We start from the raw sequence: 22,093 nt of genomic DNA on the forward strand, positions 1-22,093 counted from the left end.
GGAGTTGCAACAACGAACTGCTGTGCAAACTCGCGGGGCATCTGATGAAGAGCAATAACATGTCACTTGATGCAAAGACGATGGGCAATACTTATCCAATCCCCATCTAACGGTTTGTGGTTTCGGTGGGTAAAGACCAGATGAGTTTCAGCAGAGTGTCGGGCCTCGACTACTCAGTACAGCTGGTGACCTACCGGGATGGGACATCAGTTTCAGATGCCGGGGCAGGCAGAGCCGTTAACCATCACGCTCAAACGAGGCGTGATGCCCAACTAAAGTCAACTTTATGAATGGATAAACAATATCGCATTCAACCGGATAGAGAAGAAAGATGTGTTGATCAGCCTGACCAATGAAACCGGCTCTGAACTGTTGGTGACCTGGAATGTGATGAACGCCTTTCCAACCAAGTGGACCGGGCCGAGCCTGGACGCGACCAGTAACGAGGTTGCCTTTGAAGAGCTCAGGCTGGCAGCCGATTGTCTGACATTGAAATTCAATTGATGGCCTGTTGAGTCAACAAGCCTGGGTCGATAAATCGGAACGAGAGAGGGATTTATGGCGGATTATACGGTACCAGGTGTGTATGTGGAGGAGCCGTTCGGGCTGTCCTTATCGATTCAGACAGGACAGACGGCGACACCGGTGTTTGCGTTTGACAATGGCAATAAGTTGGCCACTGAGATGGTTGCCACCGACAAAGTGACGGAATGGGTTCTGTCGCATTAGCGTAGACAAGTCAGCAAAAGTGGTATTGCCGGTTTCTTAGGCAACCAACAAATAAAATTGCTCTGCCGGTGACAATCCATGGTTGGCTGAATGATGAAATTGCCCCTTGCGTATTATGTGGATTTTTCTGATTAGAGACATAGTCAGGCAATATCATAAAAAAACGGCATATTACCCGACCATACCTTAATGCGACAGAGTCGACAACTTTATATAAGGTAAATCATTTGAAACTTAATTCGTTAATTTTAAAATCATTGATATTAATTTTCTGTTCCATATGGGGGGCGGGGGCCTTTGCCGGATGTAATGCTGGTGGGGCTCGAATTTCACCATGGACTGGGGGGGGACTTAAGAATTGTACTGCTGGCGGTAATAATTCGTGCAGTTTTGATATAAACAAGCCAGTTCGGAGTGGAATATTGATAAATACTGATAATTGGTGTTCTACGGAAGCTCAATATATTGAAATAGTTCACTTAGGAAGTCTAAAAAAGGTAATGGATGTAGAAGGATTACTTCATGGGGATAATATATTCGCGGTGTGGAACGCAAGGGCGGATCATCGCTATATAGAGGAATCTGACGCGACATTAAAGGCTATGTTTAAAGGTGAAAACCGGGATTTTTCACTGTCATTCAAATATCCAGGGTCTTATCGGATGGATCTTTGTTACGCATCCACAGGCCCATCAATATATTCCACCCCAGAACGACTGCGTGGTGAGGCCAGGTGTTATTATACTTACTACTTTAATATTAAGCCTGATGTATCGACACTCTCATTTACCGTAACAGATCCGGACAATAAAACCAATTCTCAAGTTGGATTGGAAAAAGGGATTTATTACCCACCCTACAAGGTAAAAAACTTATTATCACCCCGGAAGTTGCAAATAAAAAAGCTGCAATAAATAAAGTGCAAAGCTGTCATTATAAAATTCCAGCTAGCAATCAGAACGAGGTTGCGGGTGATTATAAGAGTCTGAATGTTAAAAATAAAATAGGAAGTCGGACAGAAGCGGAACTGAATAGTTTATTGTTAAAACCGACCAGTACCATCCAATTAATTGCCGAGTGTACTCTTGGCGCGGATGCTTATCCAGACTATACCACACCTGTTTCGGCAACGATAAACATACAACGCAATCAAGCACAACCCGGTGTGCCCTTTTTTACCCTAGGGAATACCACTGCCAGTAATCAGTATGCCGACTGGGCAGCGGGGCAAGACTACAACATTGGGGTGACTACCGAGAACCATACCACATTACAGCCCTTTGATAGCTGTATCATCAATGGCAAAACTTATGTTTACCATAACGGTTTACCTTTCCATGTTAATTCTAATGATCTACGGGGCAGTTGTAATAATGGCAACTACACCAGCTGCGGCGGGACACGTGATTATTCCGGTAGCTGCCAGATAGGAATAGGAGGGGATTCAATCAGTCCCTATCACTATTATCCTGTTAAAGATATTGCTATTACTCATCCTTTCTCGATTACCGTTTATCCGCCGCGGATCACCCAAGGCAGCGACTTTGAGGGTAAGTTCACAGAGGTTTTAGTGAATAATAAAGCCGTGGGTGAAACCAACAAGGTGCGCCCGGGCGAGACGGTGACGGTGAAGAGCCGTGTGGAGCTAAAAAATAAAACGGCGCATGGCGACTTCCCTAATGTGGCCGTAGACACAGCAACAACAGATAGTCATTTGACAGGCGTCGTGTGTAAACCCGATTGGGAAAGCCGCCGTGGCGATGGTGGTTGCCACCTTAACGCCCTGGAATACAGTCGCCCCAAATCGGGTGAATGGCTATTACAAGTCGATGCCAACCTGATGGCAGAAACGCAGGCGACCATTAAGATGGTTGGCAGTAATTATGAGGGGAAGATCTATAGCCGCAGCTATAACCTGGCTGAGGAAACGATTACCATCAGGCCGCTAGTCAAGCTTGATGCCCAGCTGCTGCCAAAGCAGGAGGCGTTAAAAGACAAAGTCTATCACTATGGCCGTCAATTTACGGTGCCTGCCGACTATAGCCTGAAAGGACGCAACGAGCCAGATATTCTCAATAAGCCAAACGAGAGTTACAGCGGGCAACTGACTGCTCTGCAGGTCTCATTGGATAAGGACTTATCGGGTGGCGACCTGGCTAAGGCCACGCTAAAAGTGAACAATCAATCCGTCACACCCAATCCACAGTGGAACGGCCACGAACAGGATCAATTTATGGCCGCAGGGCGTGGTGCGACACTGGCACATGGTGAGCTCAGTAAGCTAGATATCCCGCTTAACGTCACACGCAGTTCTGATAAGACCGACCCGTTTTTTACGACAGTACGAATCGGGGGCCGTTACACGGGTAACAATGTGGATATCGCCGCTCCCACGTTACCGGAGCAAGCGTTTATCCTTGAACTGGGGCCAGACCTCTACCCAGCTGACCAGGCCTTCCAGATGGCGGTGAATAAAGGGATGGCCCTGCGCTTCTCGCCTGGCCAGACTGACTCTGTGATGCTGGTAGTGGATTTCAACAGCCGGCTTGGTGCGGAGAAACTGGCCACCCCTGAGGGAATTCATGACACCGCCATGCAAATCACGCTGCCGAAAGGATTGCAACGCTCAACTCAAGGGGGAGAGAAAGGAAAAATGATGCTTATTTGTCCTGAACGCCCAGATTGTAATAGCGAGTTGAAGGGCGACTGGGATGGTAAAACCCAGCGCAACATTTTGCAGCCGAAGTTTCTGCTAAAACCTACCGGAGGCTACAGCCTGCGTATTCCATTGGTGCTAGAGAATAAAGACGTGCCCTCATCACCTGTGGAGCTGACCCTGTCTCAGGCTGAGAGTATCGATCAGGATATCCGTGCTCGCATTGTCGCCTGGCAGAGTACGGTAACGGAGCACAAGCCAGTTGAGCAGATCGCCCGTCAGAAGCTCAGCATTTTTCCGCTGGAGTATAAAGAGCAGACGATTACACTGGATAATAAGATGAATATTACCGTGCAGGTAAAAAATGCGCAGCCGCAAGATACCGTGACCCTGCATGCTGGCAACACCGCCATCGCGATGCAGTATCAAGGTAACCAAGGTGACGTGGCCCGCTTTACCAGCAAAACACCACAACCGATGCCAACGACAGCAGAGTATAGGCTGCAGGCACAGGTGAATAACTCGTCGGATATGCCGCTAGTCGGGCCGCAGTTAGGCGACCCACGTCAATTGAACTGTACTTGGGAAGACGGGAGTCCTGTGCATTGCGACTTCCGTTGGCATGCCTCGCTGCCCTTTGTTTCTGGCTCCACGCTGTTAAGTTATCAGACACTAGATGAAACGGATAAGCAGCTAACAGCGAGTGGCAAAGGTGGCATTATGATGATGGATAAGGAGACGCGTGAGAAACTGCATAAGCGGCTGGAATATATGCAACCCGATGGTGACTGGGGATCGGTTAAGGTATTTCATTTCGCCGACAGTAAGCCACAAGACAAGACTTCCCTGCCTCAGCCAGTAGCGGAACTACAGACTGAGCATATTGAGACGCAAAGTCTGTTTGAAACAGGCAAGGCGCTACCTGCTGAGGGAGTGATTCATTTGCAGTTTTAACCAAGGCGTTTGATGAACGGTAAGCATTGACCAGAACATATTTGAATAATGAGGTGATATTATGTCAGTGATCACAAAAGACTTTGCCCGTTTTCCGTTTGAAGGTGATATCAAAATAGCATTAAACCAGTTAGGATTTTCTAGCGTTTATGACATTCTGAACCTAGAGTTCACGCGCTTTTATCAGCAATACGATCTGCCGTTAAATGGTAATGCGGTGGCGATTTATCAACAGGCGAAAGATTTTGTCACCCTGGCCGATCAACAACTACGTCGTAGTGATGGTGCTTCTGAGTCAGCGGTGACAGCTGCGCAGGCGGATCCTCAGTCGGTTGAGGGAGCGTCTTTTGACGGCAGCGGCACGGTATCGTTTATTGACAGTGGTGTTCTCGGTGACGGCTCTGTGTCACAAACAAATGTGTCAACAGGAAAGCCAGCGGCCTTGACTGCGGCCCAAAAAGCGCAACTGGCACGCTACCAACAGCCTCTGTATGAGCGGTTATTTACTGACGATCAGACCCGTTTTGCCCCGCCAGGCAGTTTGCAATCCTTGGATTCACCGGTGAGCTACTTGGTATATTTGCTGACGCTATTATCGCGCATGCGTCACCCCGGTAGTTCAGCGTTACAGGATTTGCTCGCCAGACGACCCGATTTGTCGACGTTGTTACTTAACGAAGACGCTTTTAAACGTGCCCTGCCAACCAGTACGCTGGCCGGTGAAATTTTGCAAAATGCCCTGACCACATTAACAGGAGAAGAAAAGGATATTGCTGGCTGGCTGGCTTTCCAACCTTATCCGCTTACTCTTCCGTTTGACGTCGCACGTAGTCGGATTGATCGGGTATTGAGCGATGCCTCGCTGACCTTGGGGGAGGCATGGAGTACGCTGTCAGCGGATTATCGCCAATATGGCGATAAATCAACGCCTGCCCTGATGTGGAGTGGGATCAACGCAGGTTTACAACAGCTGTTGACCCAGTCGCTCAATAACCAACAGCAGGCTTACCCGCCATTTTTCTTACTTATTAATGAGCAAGGGCAGCCGGTAGGTGAGCATGCGTTGGAGCTAGGACTGCTATGGCCTGGGTATAAAATTGATACTCTTCATGTTGAGGACTCTGTCAATATCGAGTGTATCTCCGGGGCAAAAAAAATCACCCTCACCAAGCTGAACTTTGAGCCGCATGTCGGCACCCCTGATACCCTCAGCCTCCAGTCAGCCGCGATTGACAACACGACAACGACAAATATAGAAGAAAACCTAGTATACCGCGCTACGGTGAGCTTAACGGTGACAGCGCATGCTAGAGGACAGGCGTTGGAGCAACGTCATATCCAGGTGGGTATTCTGCTGGGTAAAAATCTCAGTTTACACCAAGCCATGCCGGCGGCGTTTGCCACTGAACAAGCAAACATTAACCTGATACTGGGCACTGAAATTGGCAGTATCACTGGCGCGCAGATGACTATCCCGGTCGATATGTTATGCCAAGCGCTAGGGATTACTCCGCAGCAACTACAAGAAGCCTTTGCTCAGGGCAATTACGCGCCAGGGCGGTCGCCGTGGATACAATGGAACAGTAATGCCTCGTCGGTCACCTCCTCACTGGCAACCTACTTGCCAGTAAACGGTGGGATTTATGGGGCCCGCTTGCTGTGGGGAACTCCAGCCTGGTTAGTGGGCAATGAGCCGGGCCAGGTAAAAGATGATGAGCTTAACACCACGCCTTTCCAGCTTGATCGGTTGCAAAAATTGGTCCACCTGCAACAAGTCAGTGGCTTGCCTTACGACCAACTCGACAATTTGTTGCAGAATGCGATGGATGCAGAAAAAAATGCGCAGGATATCAGCCTAAAAACCCTGGCGGTGCTGGGTGTTTATCAACGTTACTCGCAGGCTTACCACCTGGATATAGAGCAGGTCGCGGCGTTGTTTGGGCTCATACCCTATTGTGCCAGAACAGGGAAAACACCACTGCTTGATCGTCTGCTGGCGGTGGGTCGTCATGATGATGCCGTTGCACAGCAAGCCGCTCCGTTCCCGTTGATTAGCCAAGATCCTTTGAACGAGCCTAAAGAGTTAAGTCTGCTGGCGACAGCTTTTGACACCACGGTTGACACCTTAACCTTGCTGATAAATACATATAAAATATATGGTTATTCTGTTTGTCGTAGCCTGGAGGGGATAACGGCACTGTATCGCCCGGTTATACTGGCGAAAAGCTTCTCGCTTAGCGTAGAAAACCTGCTGGTGCTGTTGGAACAGATCGGGGATAAGAGTAAGTATCAGGCGCGTTTACGGCTACTGGCACAGCCACATATTACTACGCAGGGGGGGGACGCTGATAGTATTGACTTATTCATCACGCTCGATGAAGCCGTACGCTGGAGCCAGCAGAAAACACGTGACCTTAATGCTTTTATGGTCCTATTGCACGAAGATACTGAAAAAACTGCTGCCTTTGGAAGCGCATTTATTGAGCAATGGAAGGCATTATCTCTGCCGGAAGCCAGGCTAAAGAAAACAGAGCTAAATGAACAACTAAAAACACTCAATAAGGTACCGAGCCCAGAAGAGTTAACTGCCATACTGAAAGCGTGCGTTGATATAATACAGCCGAGCGAACTAATCAGCAACCTGAAAAACGCAACAAATGAACAGCAGACAACTATCGCAAGTCAGGCACTGGCCCCACTGGTGAATCTGTGTAGTCAGCACCTGCATGTCGAGCCGGGTGTGGCCTTGTCACTGCTGTTTAATTATGCGGCAGTGCTCGACCCCCTAGCAGTGAGACTTAAACAGGCGATGGTGGCGTTGTTCGAACCCCTGGCAGCCAGGTGCCAACAGACGGCAGAGGCTGCGCTCGCTTCACTGGACGCGAAGATAAAGGCGGCGGTGCAGGCTGGGGGAACAGGGCCACAGGCAGAGGCAGACAGGAAGGCGGCGATAGCCACTATGCATAATCTGCTGGCAGAGAAGAGCGAAAGTCTGTTCACTACCCAGCAGGTGGATGCTAGCGCTCTGGCGGTTGATCCCACTGTTCTGCTGAAGGATGGCCAACTCTTGACAGAGCTGCAACCTTTATTGCTGGCGGGCAATGTGTTCAGCGGTGCGCATATCGATACCGTGGCGTTAACCCCGTGGTGCCAAGGTAAATTGCTGCTTAATACCCACACCTTCTCTTTATGGCAACAAACCCTGTGGTTATATGATTTTATCGACCTGGCGCAAGGGGACGAGCGCGCAAGGCCGGTGGTGCTGGCAGAAGCACCGAACTGGTCGGTTCGGCTGGCTAAAGGTTATGCAACCGATGTTGTCACTGTCAAGAACATCATGGGTCCGGATTATGGCATCCTTGGACATCATCGGCTACAGCGCATGGCGGACTTTTCTCGTGCCAGTGGTTGGGGTGTGACCGATGTCGATGAGTTACTCACGCTCAAGAAGATTGACCGGAGTAACTGGCCTGCGTATTTGGCCTTAAGTTTACGCGCTGGCAGCAAACAGGAGGCAGATATCGCCACTCTGGCTACCCAGTTGGGCGAAAAGCGCAACCGTGCACTGCTGGCAGCCTATAAATCACAGTGCCGTCGCCTGACTATTGTCGATGAAAATAAACAGTGGGAAAACGCGTGGCTGGAACATGAACCAACCACGGCCGATGTGGCGGATCAACTGCTGATTGACCCGGAAATCACGGCAAAAGTGCCCACAACGCGTATCACTGAGGCGACGGCCAGTGTGCAGGCCTATATTCAGCGCATCGCCGACGGCCGCCATCCAGAATGGTCTATGACCGAGGGCGAACTGAAAAACTGGAATGAGAACGATCGCTACTATGCCATCTGGGCGGCCAACCAGCAGTTGCGTTGGCACCCAGATCAGTATATCAGCCCTATTGCTCGTCTGAAGAAAACCCCGCCATTTAAGGCGTTTGAAAACCAACTGTCGCAGGCACGTCTTGATAAGGACAGCATTAACGATGCGTTGTCTAGCTACCTTACCCTGTTTGAAGAGGTGGTGAATCTCTCTACCATCGGCGCCTATCAGGATGGGCTAAGTAGTACGCAGTCTACCCTTTATTTTCTCGGTCGCAGTCCACATGCTCCATTCAACTACTACTATCGTACCTGGGGGAAAGACAGCTCAGGCCTGCGGTTATGGAGTAGCTGGCAGAAGATTAACCTGCCGACCACGCAAAATGTGCTGACTCAGGCCCCACCAGGGGCTGAATGGAATAACTACCGCAGACAACAGAATGATCGTAATTGGATACCAATACAGGCGCGGTTGCTGATTTTTGCCGGTCGGGTAAGTTTTATCTGGGTGGAAACCCGTACCCTAACGGAAAGTGTCCAAGAATCCCCCCAAGACGCGGGCCAGGCAAAACCACAGACGGTGGCGGAAAAAAGGTATCAACATGTGATATCGCTGGTGTATCAGCGCCTGAATGGTGAATGGAGTTCCCCTATTGAGCTCTATAAGGGGCCGCCATGTTCACCTGGTGTGCAAAAAAAGAGTACTGAAGTTCTAGAACCAGATAGCCCTGTTTTAAAACCAAATGATTTCGCTAAAGAATCAAATGATTATATCGATCCACTGCCGCATCTGTCGGCGTTTGTCCTGCCCAGTGAGGTTGCCAAAAAGAACCTGGCGTCGATTAAATATGGGGGGGGGGCACACCCCTACTACCAGAACATGACGGTAACTAGCGATCTGCTAGCCGTCGGGCTGCACTGCACATTCTCCAATCCTAAACAGAATAATGCTAGTAGCAAACTCTGGTTGTTTGATGAGGATCTGCAGGGCGTTCTTCCCATGTCGCGTTGGGAGAAGTTAAGTGACCAAGCGACATATGCGGGTCTAGATATCATCGCACGGCAGAACTCGGATGGTGGCGCTGTGCTGGACACCATCCGTGATTTGGCGCGTAACTCCTATTACTATACACCGGCAAAGAAAGCTACCGAGGAAGGCAACCCATTCTACTTTACCCATATACTGACCCCCTGTATCCCGGAACACTGGCTGTTTAATCAGCGCCAGGTAGAAAGTCGCAGCGAGCCAGTATTTGGTACTGAGCTGAATTTAACCCTGGCAGTAGAGGGGGCAGGCCAGCCAGGACTGGACAGTTACCAGACTTGCTCTATGTTGCGATTAACCGCCGAACAATGGCAACACATGCCGGCAGATGCCAAGTTAGTGCACTTCCTTTGTGTTAAGGGGAAAACTGAGCGCCATGTTGTGACCTCAACAGACAGTACATTGTCCGTCTCTACCCGCTATCCTGCCAGCAAGCTGGACAGCGGCGAGGTCAGACATGGGGTGGTGTTGGTCGCTAAAGCCGCCAGTGATGTTGTCAGTATGCAGCCAGCAGATAACGCTTGGATTGAAAGTGGTCAGCTGGCGGTGTTGCATCAGCCCCTGACCAGTCTGGCGGCAGAAATACGGGAAACTGTGCAAGGAGTACAGTACCTGTATATGAACGATATCGATCAGCCAGACCGGTTAAATTTACCGGTGCACACCATTCATGGCCGGGGGGACTCCACGCTGCATCAGCACACCACGGCCGTGGCGCAGGTCTACAACACACTGGTAATCGGTTTTACAACACCGGATCAAATAGCAGTTGATACTCTGACTAAAGAGGACGACTGGATGCCACTAACTTTCGTAAAAGGCGAGAATGACGCGGCGCTTTCCCAGTGGACATTCGATATACCGCGCGAACAGTCAGTTGCCGCGGTATGGCTGGTGACTAAAGTGGATAGTCAACCTATCCGTCAGGCGTTGCATAATGGACCGTCTCTGCCGAGTAATGTGTCCGCCTGGCAGATCTCGGCAGGGAAGCTGGTATCCCGGGCCTCACCGCAAGTTATTGAGGTGGGTGAGCCACTGTATCTGTTTACTCCTATTACGGTTAAACCGGGTGATCACCCCTTCAGTTGCCCTTGTCCGATAGTGACCCAGGTGGATAACCCGCTATTTACTACGCTAACATTTACATTTTATCCGGTCAGTAAAGTCGTCACGGCTGGCAGTATCATCACGCTGAAAAACACTAAGCTGCGTATTGTCAGCCAGCAGGAGCTGGATGAGGCGCTAAAAAGTTTACCCACTACCCAGCTATTTACCCAAGCCAACTGGGGATGGATTAGTCCGGACTTTCTGACCGCCAGCCAACCTCGTCAGTTAAACCGCACCTATTGTTTACAGTCATCGGCTTGCCACTATCTGTTGCTGAAAATTGACAGCAAGGCCTTTAAGGAGGATGACAAGTTCAGTATCAGCGTGCAAAGCATGTTAAATATGTCGACCAAACCGAATGGCAGGGTGATTGGGCTTAAAGCTGGTAAGGCAGAAGCGATCACAACGGGAGAGTTTACCTACCAAAGCCAGAACAATACGCTGACGTTTGCCCGGCAGGGGAAGGCGCTTAATGAGTGGCTTAAGGCGTACAGTTGTTTCTTTTTTGTGCTTCCCTGGACGGCCAATGCCATGGGCGATGTCGCGAATTATGGTCTGCGTTTCCAACTCGCTGGCTTAAAAAATACGCCGTTATCGGGTCTGATACCCTGTGACGTGCCGACGCTGTCGGATGCGGTGATTATTTCCAGCTGCACACCAGGCCAGGCAGCTGCGGGGGATACGGTCACTATTCAGGCGGAGATCAAACTAGGATCGACCATGGATCACGCGGTCAAGGTCGAGGTGGCGCTGAATGCCGCTTATCAGTGGGCGCCAGGTGTAGCCACACTCGCTGGTGTGCAGATAAACAATAATGGCACCCTGCAACTTACTCTGCCAGCGGGGCAACGGACAGCCAGCCTGACATTAGCGGTGCGGGTCCTTAATGTGCCTGGCAACGTGCTGCCGTTGGCGACGCTTACCTTGACAGATAACTACTCTGCTCGCCGAGTAATGCTAGAACAGCCGCAGATTGCACGTGAACATGCAGTGGCGATCGAATGGGACTGGTATTTTGGTGCGGATAATAAACATCTTACCAAGAGTTCTGCACTACGAGAAATTACCGGTGTTCAACTTGAGTCAGCCGTTGTGTTAAACACGCTGCACATTATGCCTTCCTCGCTGTCGACACCGATTACTGCCAGTCTGTATTTACCTGCCGGAGTGACAATTGCCAAGGATGCAGCAAAAATATTGCAGGAGTTAAAAGTAGCCAATGGTGGGAAAAAAGCCGCGACAAAAGAACAGCAGGAGTGGCTGGCAGGGATCGAACTGATGATGGCATTCCTGAATATAACCCCCCCCCCTACAGGGGGGCTGCTGACACTGTTTAAAAATGTCGTGCTTAAACAGTCTGTTGTCTTGCCATTACCGCTAAAGGTAGACACTACCAAGAAATTTATTGACTCTCTGACGGCAACAGTGAAATTTGGCCCGGCTCAGGAGGATGTCTGGTTGCGGCGCAGCTACCCGATATTGTGGGCAACGGATGACACCGCAACCCTAGCAGTGAGTGCCAGCAGTAGCCAGCCGTATGTGATAGAGACTAAGCAGCCACCAACGGAACAAAACCAAATGAGCTGCCGCTTTGGCGATAGCGTCAAACTGACGCTATCGATGGTAGCGATGCAGCAGGCTAGCACGGTCAAAGAAGTCTCCCTGATGCTACCGCCGAATCTCTCCTATCAGCGGGGGGCTATCCAGGGCAGGCTACTGTCATCAGCAGAGAGGGTCGCGGTAAGTTTACCCGCGCCTGTGCAGACGGCAGAAACCCCCGCGCAGATAACCATTCCGTTGTCACTTACTCTACAACCAGGAGAGCGCTATCAGCTCGATGTGACGGTGGCGGCTATTCCTCAGCACACAGTAGCTGCTGATTCCGGAATTGTGCAATTCTCTGTCAAAATAGGCTTCGGAAACTCAGAAAAAACGGTGGCGGCTAACCCCCTTTACATGGCACAGCTTTACTTGCCAAGTCAGGCCAGTGTGGTGCCGCAATTTAACGATGGCCGCTTAATTCCAGCAGGTACTGCACTGCAGATAGGTACCCATTTTAACTACCATATCTCTTTTGCGATGGATAGTGCTACTCTCCAACAGCTGATAGGTATAGGACAACAGTTGCCCATCCCCGGCCCGCAATTGCTGTTTATGATACCGAGTACGCTTAAATTCGTGGTTGAAAAAAACACTGCACTGACCACTACATTACCTTTACTGACTAAAACGCAGTCGGAGCAGGCAAATGTAGGGAGTTCAAAAAAAATACAAAACTATGGTCTGCACGTTGTTTCTGGTGATTCTGTTTACGCTCAGACTGTGATCAATTCTCACAGCGATATCAAGGGGGAATTCACGGTACCAGTTACCGTGGTAAAAGAGGGGGTGATTATCCCCACGCTGACTGTTAACGCTATTAACGGCAATCTGACTACTAGCAGCGTGTTGCAAAGCTACCGCAATCCAGCCTATCAACCCCCTAGGTTATCCGCTTATGACAGCGACAGACTGCCCTTTAGTGATCTGCAGTTCCGGCGTAGTGGCCGAGAGGGCTTTGATCTTCCCCTGCCGGAAAATATCCCGCCGGTACTGGCGAATAAGTATGATGGCCCCCCGCCGGTGGTGGCACGCTGTGTGCGCTTAAATACCCAGTTTGGCCAGGCGCTGGTGCGTACCGCACGCTATAACCCGCTGGCGATTTTACGCGCCGCTATGCAGGATCACCCTCTGCCACCGCTACCATCAGAAAACGCTGCGCAGCCGTTAGTGTGCGATATTGCTAACCAGCTCTACTTCTGGGAACTGTTCTATCATGTGCCGGCGTTGGTGGCCTTTAAACTGAATCAGGACGGGCGTTATGAGGAGGCGCAGGAATGGCTGCATTACCTGTTCTATCCGGTGGTTAGTAAGCAAGAGTGGCATCCCGCGGCGTTCTGGCGCTGCCGGTTGTTAACCACCTTGTACAGCTATGTCTCGCTCGACCAGGCAACCGGTCCGGTCGATCCTGATGTGATTGCCAGTGTGCGCCCAGAGTTTTATCAACGGGCAACCTTTTTCGCCTATGTGAAAAACCTGCTGGATAATGGTGACAGTTACTACCGTAGCCAGAGCCGGGACGGGTTCAATAAAGCCTGGCAGTGCTACCTTAAAGTGAGTCATCTGTTAGGTGCCGGGGAGCAACAGAGCCAAGTAGCGGCCTGGAACCCGTTGACTGTAGATCAGGCGATTAAAGTCCTGGGTTCCTCAGGTGTGCCTGACAGGTTGTTTGCGCTACCCCGCAGCCATGTTTACCAGGATCTGGTGGATAAATTACAGCAGCGTGTGTTCAATATGCGTAATGGGCTGACCCTCGATGGCAGTCCTCTGTCACTGCCACTGTACGATCCAGCGCAGGACCCTGCGCAACTGCTAGCGGCACGCGCTGCGGGCAGTGCCGCCAGTATCAGAGCTCTGGCCATGCAATCGCACATGCCATTACCGGTTTTCCGTTACAGTACCCTGTATGCTCGGGCCAGCGCCGCAGTCGATACGTTGATACAATTTGGCAGCAGCCTATTGACGTACTTAAATGGCCAGAAAGAGATAGAGTACCAGAGTCTGTTGATTAACCAGCAGCAAGAGATGAGCAATTTTGTCATTGGTCAGCAGCAGCTGGCGGTGCAGATGAATCAGCAGGCGCGTCAGGGCCTAGTTATTGCCCGTAATGCTAGCGAGAAGAGACTCAATGACCTCACAAGCCGGATAGAAAAAGAGATCTCCGACCAGGAAAGTCTGGCTCTATCACTACGCCTGGCATCAACAGCCATAGGATTCGGCATCTCGGCAGCAAACACTGCAGGTGCAGCCCTTGACGTTGTGCCAAACATCTTTGGGTTTTCCAATGGGGGTATGCGTTGGGGGGCTATCCCAAGGGCAGTCGCCGAAGCATTAATGACGGCGGCTAACGGGATGGACGCGGCTGCGTTCCAGATAGAGACGCGGGAAATGTATCGTCGACGCAGCGAGGAGTGGCAACTACAGCGTGATGACGCACAGGCTTCATTGCAGCAGTTAGACGTACAGCTTGAAGTGGATACCTGGCAGCAGCAGAACCTGGAACGTCAGCTGGCACAGTCCAGGGCACAGAGCAGGCAGTTTGAACAGCAACTGAGCTTTATCTCGACGCGCTTTACTAACCAGCACCTGTATCAGTGGCTGGTGGGGCAACTCTCCTCTCTCTATTACCAGGTATATGACATCGCCGCTGGACTTTGTCAGCAGGCCGTGACTGCCTGGCAATACGAAGTGGGCAACTACAGTGAACAAAGCACACAGTTCTTTAAAAACAGTGGTTGGAGTGATGCGCATCGCGGCCTGTTGTCTGGGGAACACCTGCGGCTGGGGCTATTACAATTGGATAAAGCCTACCTAGACCAAACCGCGCGGATGTTGGAAATTCGTCACACGGTTTCGCTGAAATCTCTCTGGCAAAAGCAGAGAACTGGCGCGGTGCAGCAAGCAGCAGATGCGGCTGAAAAAGCGGCAACTGCTGAGAGTAAAACTCCAGAACAGAAAGCGGCAGCCATTAAGGGGGCGCGGGAAAAAGCCGCGGATGGACTGTGGAACACAGCGGTGCAGCAACAGGGAATAGTTGACGCTGAGTTGTCGGAATCATTGAAAATTAATAAAGGAAACACCGAATGGCATATCCCTATCCCCGTCACCGAGGATCTGTTTGTTGAACGTTATCCGGGACACTATCAGCGTCAGGTGATCGACGTTTCCGTGACGTTACCCTGTCTGATTGGTCCTCATGAAGAGGTGTGTGCCATGCTGACGCAACAAAATAACCGTTTCGCCATTGATCCGAGCGTTACTTATCAGCAGATGACAGAGAGAACACCAGCACCGCAGGTTAGCAAGATTTGGGCCAGTAGTCGCCCACAGCAGGCCATCGCGCTCTCCAGCGGATTGGAGGATAACGGTATTGTGTTGAATTTCAATGATGATAAATACCGGCCATTTGAGGGTAATGGCGTGGTTGGCACCTGGTACTTAACCATTCCCAACCCGCAAGGGGAACTACAACAACGGATGTTGGCTTCACTAAACGATATCATTCTGACATTCCATTATCGCGCAAAAGATGGAGGCACAGAGCGGGCGACGCGCGTGCTGAAGGAGTTACATTCACAGAAGCCAGCCATTAACACATAGTTTTCTATGATTGGCCAGCGGCAGTGATTAACTGATGTAGTTATTAACTTATATACAGTTATTAACTCAATCTAGTTATTGATTTATATATTGCTGCACAGCTTAAGCCTGTGCAGCTTGCTTTGCTAAGCAGGAGTTCCCCTATGTTATACGTTAAGCATGTATCTTTATGCCCACTGATGGCCAGCTGGTTGGCGGCCAGTGCGTTACTGTTTTCCGCTGCCGGTCATGCGTCGGGTGATGAGACCTATTATCAGTTTAAGGTCGATAGTGTTCCTGAGTTAAATGTGTTTCACCCACAGGGCGTAGCGAAGGTGGATCTGAAATGGATAACGAATTTTCCCAGTAGTGTAAGCGGCGGGTACTTCCGTGTTTGTAGCGGAAAAGAGTTGATTAAGGATGCCAAGATAAAAGCAGCAGGTGGTTATAAACAAGAAGATCTGTGGCGATTTATCACTCCTAGGATACAGCAGTCGATGAAGGCGGACCAGGATTATACGTCAAATTATGTTCTCATCCATCCGCAGCTGAATACCCCTTATATTATACGCCTTCCTCTGCAGGTCGATCCGCAAACTATTAAGGAGAGTGGCTATAAGCAAATGTCACTGGCCGCCAGAACAGCTTATCCTTTTGCTGACAGTTGTGCTATAACCCAAGGCGTAAAACAAGACCCCAATGACAATCCACAACACGTACTGACCATCAAAATACCTGCCCCCAATCTGCACGATGCCACACCAAATATCCCAGATTTGAAAGATATTCCGGATCTGGATAAACAGGCCGTTAAGGTTCACCAAGATAAACGACATATGACGGTGACAGTACCGGTGTTTGGGGCATTCACCGGTAATGATAAGGATAAGGGGAATACCACTGTGGCGTGGTGTGACACTGACTCTCCTTGTGATCAAACCCACCAAGGTAAGTCAATGGAACCTGGTGCAGAGATCAAGCATGGAGAGGTGGTGGTGGGGGCCAAATATAGCGTCACACTGCCTATTCCCACCCGTCAGGACTATCTCGCTGTCATTAAGGTGACCAAACACGTTGCCTGGCCAGCAGAAAAAACGGTGACCATGACGTTTCCGCAGGTGACCAAAACCTGGAATGCTCCACAAGCAAAGCTGCTGAGCTGTAGTGACAGACAATGTATGTTTCAGTGGCGCAGTGTGTTGCCCTATCGGGATCAGGACGGTTCTTTAGGTTTGAACTTCAAGGGCGGTTTACAACCTATCACCGGAAAACTGCCGGGTGAGCTCTTTACGCTGCAAGATGACAGTTGGGAAGCGTCTGGCTTGGAATTGTTTGACCAACAGCAACAAGAATCACTTGCTGTCTCAAATTGGCGGCAGTATGGCGAGAACAATCGCGAGTTTTTAACCTCAGATCCGCTGCCGCGTGAGGGGGTGATTATTGTGCGCTTTGAGCCTAGAGAGAAACCATAGAAATCATCATTTATAGAAGCGTATCAAGTGTAGAGGCGTATCAAGAAAGGGCTCCATCGGAGGCCAAGCACATTCAAGATACCTATATTCAAAATACCTAATTCAAGATAGTTAAATAGCTGTGAAAAATAGTGCGACAGGTAGCGCGATACAGATAAGCAGACCGTCGAGCGCATGGCGGCGCGCACCGAGGCACTAGGGAGGGATGCATGCCGTGTCTGCGTTCTAAATGGCACCATTGGGGCAAATACAACCGCCGGGGCATACAAAAGTGGAACGGTATTATGCGCCGCTATTTAGCACGGAGAATAACTGATGGTCGAACAGGACAGCGATGTTATGCGATCCCATATAGGACAGCCTTGCATCCATTTCCTTGACCGGATACCAACACTTAGATTTGGAGCTGACAATGGATCACTCGATATCACCTGACACTATCGAAACGCCATCTCAATTATCTTTGCCCAAGGGCGGGGGAACATTACAGGGGATGGGGCAAATGTTGTCGCCGGCGGGCAGCTTTGGCATGGCAGAGGTCAGTGTTCCTCTGCCCGTGTCGGCAGGGCGCGGGTATGCGCCCACGTTGGCATTACACTATGCCAGCAGTGGAGAAAACAGTCTCTTCGGGCACGGATGGGGAGTGAACATGATGCGGGTGGTGCGTTCAACCCGTTTTGGTGTGCCGCAGTATCACGCGCAGGATACCTTTCTCGGCCCGGATGGGGAAGAACTGGTAGCGGAACGTGACCCACAAGGCGCAATCCGCACCATGCAGTGTTCGCACTATGCCGGACAGAAACTGGATAACACTTATACAGTCACGCGTTATTTCCCCGAAGTAGAAAGCGTGTTTCATCGCCTAGAATACTGGCATCATGACGATGATGCGGGATTCTGGTTGCTGCATAGCGCAAATGGCGAGCTACATTGTCTGGGAAAAGCACCGCAGGCGCGTCTGGCCGATCCCGATAATCCACAACATGTGGCGGAATGGTGGCTACAGGAATCATTATCCCCCTTAGGCCAGAAAATCTGTTACTGTTATCGCCAAGATTGCCAAACACTGGCGCTTGATCGCGTATACTACGGCAATAAACATGCGTCAGAGCAACTGCTGGTTTGGACGCAGCAAACCTGGACGCCGCAGGCCATAGATGAAAAATCGTGGTTATTCACGCTAGTGTTTGATTATGGTGAGCGCAGTGGTGCGCTGGATCAGGTTCCCACTTGGTCGGTTGCCCACCCTGAAGTCCCATGCCGTCAGGATCGGCAACATCGCTATGAATATGGCTTTGCCCGCCAGATTACGCTGTTGTGCCACCAGGTATTGATGTTCCACACCTTCGCAGAACTCAATGGCGGTCAGCCCTCTTTAGTCAGACGGATGCAACTGGACTATGACGAAAATCCGGTGATGACGCAACTGGTCGGCGTACAGGTCGCGGGATATGATAAACAGGGCACATTGGTTAGCGTCCCCCCGTTGGACTTCCATTATACCTCATTTCCGCGGGCTGTCGGCGAGCAACACTGGCAACCCTTCGAGGCGTTGTCGGCAATAAAAGATAGTCAGGATTACCAGTTGGTGGATCTGTACGGCGAAGGGCTGCCGGGGCTGCTCTACCATAATTCTGCCGGGTGGTATTATCGGGCGCCGGAGCGCGGAGCAACGCCAGGCAGTATCATTTATGGTGCCTTGCAGCTGTTACCTGTGCAACCCGCGTTGAGCGGCCGTGATATGGCCCTGATGGATCTGACTGGAGACAGTCGACTAGACTGGATAGTGCAACGTCCCGGCATGGCCGGTTATTTTACCTTAAATGCCGATAAACAGTGGTCGAATTTTATTCCCTTTACTGCCTGGCCGTCTGAGTTCCAGAGCGTGGCAGCGCAGTTAACCGATCTGACGGAGGCTGGCTTACAAGATCTGGTGCTGATAGGTCCCAAAAGCGTACGTTTGTATGAGAATAAACGCCAAGGTTTTGCCCCACCAGTGACCATCAACCAGGAGGATGATGTGGTGCTCCCGGTGGCTGGGCGTGATGTCACTGAACTGGTGGCATTCAGTGATGTATTGGGCTCTGGCCAGCAGCATTTGATCAGTATCCGTCATGATGCAGTGACCTGCTGGCCTAATCTGGGGCGGGGGAAATTTGCCAAGCCCATCAGGCTGGAAGGTCTGACCCTGGACGCGCATACCTTTAACCCTGCCCATGTTTATCTGGCGGATATCGATGGCAGTGGTGCGGTTGATATTATTTATGCTGAAAGCAATCAGTTGCGAATTTTTCGTAATCAGTCGGGGCAGCGTTTTTCCGAGGCGTGGCTTTTACCCCTTCCAGCAGGCGTCCATTATGACAGACTTTGTCAGCTAAACTGTGTAGATCTGGATGGGACTGGGGTCACCTCGTTGGTATTAACTATCCCCTATATGCCAGTGCGCCACTGGCGCTATACCTTCACCGAGCAAAAGCCCTACTTGCTGGCGGGCATGAATAACAATATGGGAGTGGATACCCAGCTCCATTACTATAACTCGGCTCAGTCCTGGCTAGATGAAAAGCAAGAGTCGCCACTGGCAGTCTGCCATCTCCCCTTTCCGGTGCAGTTGCTGGCTCGGGTGCAAACCTTAGATGAAATTAGCGGCAATTGCTTGAGTCAAGCTTCGCGCTACCGGCGTGGCATGTATGATGGCGTCGAGCGAAAATTCCGCGGATTTGCTTGGGTGGAAGTACTGGATACCGATGAAAATGCTAGGGCGACCGGAGTACATAATAGCATGAGTAGTCCTACCCGCACTTGCACCTGGTATCATACTGGGCGGGAGGAGGATGAAAATACCCCCACTGCCATGTCTAATGCATTATGGATGCCATACCGCTTAAACCGGACGCGTGTAACGCAGTGGCATGATCAAGATGGCGATCGGCCTCTTGCTCCTGTTCAAGCGACTTCTCCTTTGCAACAACAAGTTCAGCAACGGAAGTTGTATTGTGCGTTACAAGGACATGTGCTGCGTCAGGAAGTGTATGGTGTTGATCACTCTTCGCTGATGCCCCTTCCTTATAGTGTGACCTGCTATCGTTATCAGCTACGTGTGGTACAACCGGGTTTTGGTGTAGTGCCGTCGGATGTCTGGGAGTCGGAACCGGTGGTGTTGCCCATATTGCTCGAGACTCTGAGTTATTGTTATGAGCGTATCGCCAGTGATCCGAAAATAACGCAGAGTGTACAGCTTGCGCTAGATGCGGTTGGTGTGGCGTTACACAGTGTGGATATCGTTTACCCGCGTCGTCCGTTCAATGAATTGCAGGCTTATGCGGCTTCTCTGCCCGAAGGGGCGTTTGCTGCCACGCAAGACGGTCAGCAATATATCTTATGGTTGCATGAACAGCGGGCACAGATGTATCACCTGAGCGATGCGCAAAGCTGGCGCCTGGGGTTACCAGACAAAGTGCGGCAAAATATATTGCAATATACTGTACAGGATATCCCTGACGGTGGGTTGAGTTGGGAACGCTTGGCGGAGCCCGAGGGGCTGTTGGGTAAAGATAAAGCCCGTATTTTCGGTGGTCAAACACAATGGGTATATCAAGGTAGTAAACCCCCAACGCTGACCGCCTTGCTGCAATATACCGAAACAGCAGAGTTTGACGAGAGTAGCCTCAAGGCATTTGATGGCGTCCTAGAGGGGGAAGCAAGACAAGAAAAATTGCGTGAGGCCGGTTATATTCAGACCACTAAAATATTGGGTGTCAAGCCTGAAAATGACGCAATATGGGTTGCCAGAAGAGGCTTTACGACCTGGAGTGATCTGGCCGGTTTCTATTTACCGGTCGCGACGCGTAGCAGTTTACTGGTGGGGCAGTCAACCCTCACCTGGGATAAGTACAAGTGCGTGGTCACTGAGCTAACAGACGCAGCAGGTCATAAGACGTGCGCTGAATATGATTATCGTTTTCTTAGCCCGTGGAAAGTGATCGATATTAACGCTAATAGCTCTGAAGTGGCGATGGATGCCCTGGGTCGTGTGGTGGCTACCACCTTTTATGGCACAGAAAACGGACAGCCCGTAGGTTTTGACAGCATTGCCTCCTTTGTGCTGCCAACGGCAGCCATGGCTATCACGATTGATAACCCTCAAACACCGCAGAAGGTTGCCTCATTTGTGCTGGCCAGTATCCACAGCTGGATGGGGATACTAGAGGGTGTGAGTGAGCCACAGCTTGCATATTTGCGCGCGCAGCATCTGATCACGGTGGCAGGGTATATCCGTTCGACAGCTCGTCGCTGGATAACAGAACCGTCGTCGGCTCAGCTTATTGAACAGGCTGTGGTGGATAAAATTAAGGCTGCACAGCGATTGCCGATCAGTAATGCCGTCTTTGTCGCGGATAACTATCCCAACATGCCGATGCAGCAGATTAGAACCAGCGTAATTTTTTATGATGGTTTTTCTCGTACACTACAGACAGCGCAAAAACACGAGCCTGGAGAGGCGGCCATTCGCGACGATAACGGACGATTAAAGGTCACCGGTGAGACGGTCGTTGTCGCGTCATCGCCGACCCGTTGGGCGGTGTCTGGTCGGGTCGAGTATAACAACAAGGGGTTAACGGTGCGGGTGTTCCAGCCCTTTTTTGTGAATGACTGGCGTTATATTGCGGATGATTCACTCAGAACCAACGGTTATGCCGATTGCCATTTTTACGATCCGCTGGGCCGGGAAACCTCAGTGTTAACAGCGAAAGGTTATCTACGCCGACAAGGATATTATCCTTGGTTTAGTGTCGCAGAAGATGAAAATGACACATATGCTGAGATAATCGAGCAAAAAAATGTGCATTGATACATTTTGGTGACAGAATAGTGAATAATATGACCATGGCTCAGCAGGAATTAGCGACCTTGCATCATCAGACACCGGTAGTGTCTCTCACCAGTAGCGATGGAGGTGTGGTGCGCACGCTGGCCTTCCTGCGTCGCCCCGGTGAAACGGGCGTAGCCCGCTGTCTGTCTATTATGACTCGCCCGCCCGTACGCTCACCACGTTCGGTGCCCGTCCTTTGGCACAGGATACCCCTGATGCCTTGACTCTGATTAGTTTGACGGAGCAGTCACTTATTT

At 50.7% G+C, this 22,093-nt stretch carries 6 protein-coding genes and 1 pseudogene; 6 read left to right on the forward strand and 1 reads right to left on the reverse strand.

Translation table 11 applies throughout. The features are described from left to right. The first annotated feature begins 333 nt into the window (after positions 1 to 333). On the forward strand, positions 334 to 504 hold the full coding sequence (locus L085_RS25940; RefSeq protein WP_343309670.1) for a phage tail protein: 171 nt from the start codon (positions 334 to 336) through the stop codon (positions 502 to 504). A 261-nt stretch (positions 505 to 765) separates the two neighbouring features. Here L085_RS25940 and L085_RS25185 read toward each other — a convergent pair. Continuing rightward, positions 766 to 852, reverse strand: a pseudogene (locus L085_RS25185) (IS6 family transposase); the annotation flags it as partial. Between the two features lie 104 nt (positions 853 to 956). Here L085_RS25185 and L085_RS25190 point away from each other — a divergent pair. The 5 genes from L085_RS25190 (at position 957) to L085_RS07435 (ending at position 21,815) form a co-directional block, all read left to right on the forward strand. After that, positions 957 to 1,643, forward strand: coding sequence for a hypothetical protein (locus L085_RS25190; protein WP_144240654.1), 687 nt, complete (start codon positions 957 to 959; stop codon positions 1,641 to 1,643). Between the two features lie 5 nt (positions 1,644 to 1,648). Further along, positions 1,649 to 4,339 (forward strand): hypothetical protein, encoded by a 2,691-nt coding sequence (locus tag L085_RS07420; RefSeq protein WP_144240655.1) that lies wholly within the window; start codon positions 1,649 to 1,651, stop codon positions 4,337 to 4,339. A 61-nt stretch (positions 4,340 to 4,400) separates the two neighbouring features. After that, positions 4,401 to 15,512, forward strand: a complete 11,112-nt coding sequence (locus L085_RS07425) for a Tc toxin subunit A (RefSeq protein ID WP_044030449.1) — start codon at positions 4,401 to 4,403, stop codon at positions 15,510 to 15,512. Between the two features lie 143 nt (positions 15,513 to 15,655). Continuing rightward, complete coding sequence (locus tag L085_RS07430; protein ID WP_044030450.1) at positions 15,656 to 16,963, forward strand: hypothetical protein; 1,308 nt, start codon at positions 15,656 to 15,658, stop codon at positions 16,961 to 16,963. 412 nt (positions 16,964 to 17,375) lie between these two features. Next, positions 17,376 to 21,815 (forward strand): SpvB/TcaC N-terminal domain-containing protein, encoded by a 4,440-nt coding sequence (locus L085_RS07435; protein WP_044030451.1) that lies wholly within the window; start codon positions 17,376 to 17,378, stop codon positions 21,813 to 21,815. Positions 21,816 to 22,093 lie beyond the last annotated feature (278 nt).

The sequence above is a fragment of the Serratia sp. FS14 genome (genome assembly GCF_000695995.1).
GTDB classification, from domain to species: domain Bacteria; phylum Pseudomonadota; class Gammaproteobacteria; order Enterobacterales; family Enterobacteriaceae; genus Serratia; species Serratia nematodiphila.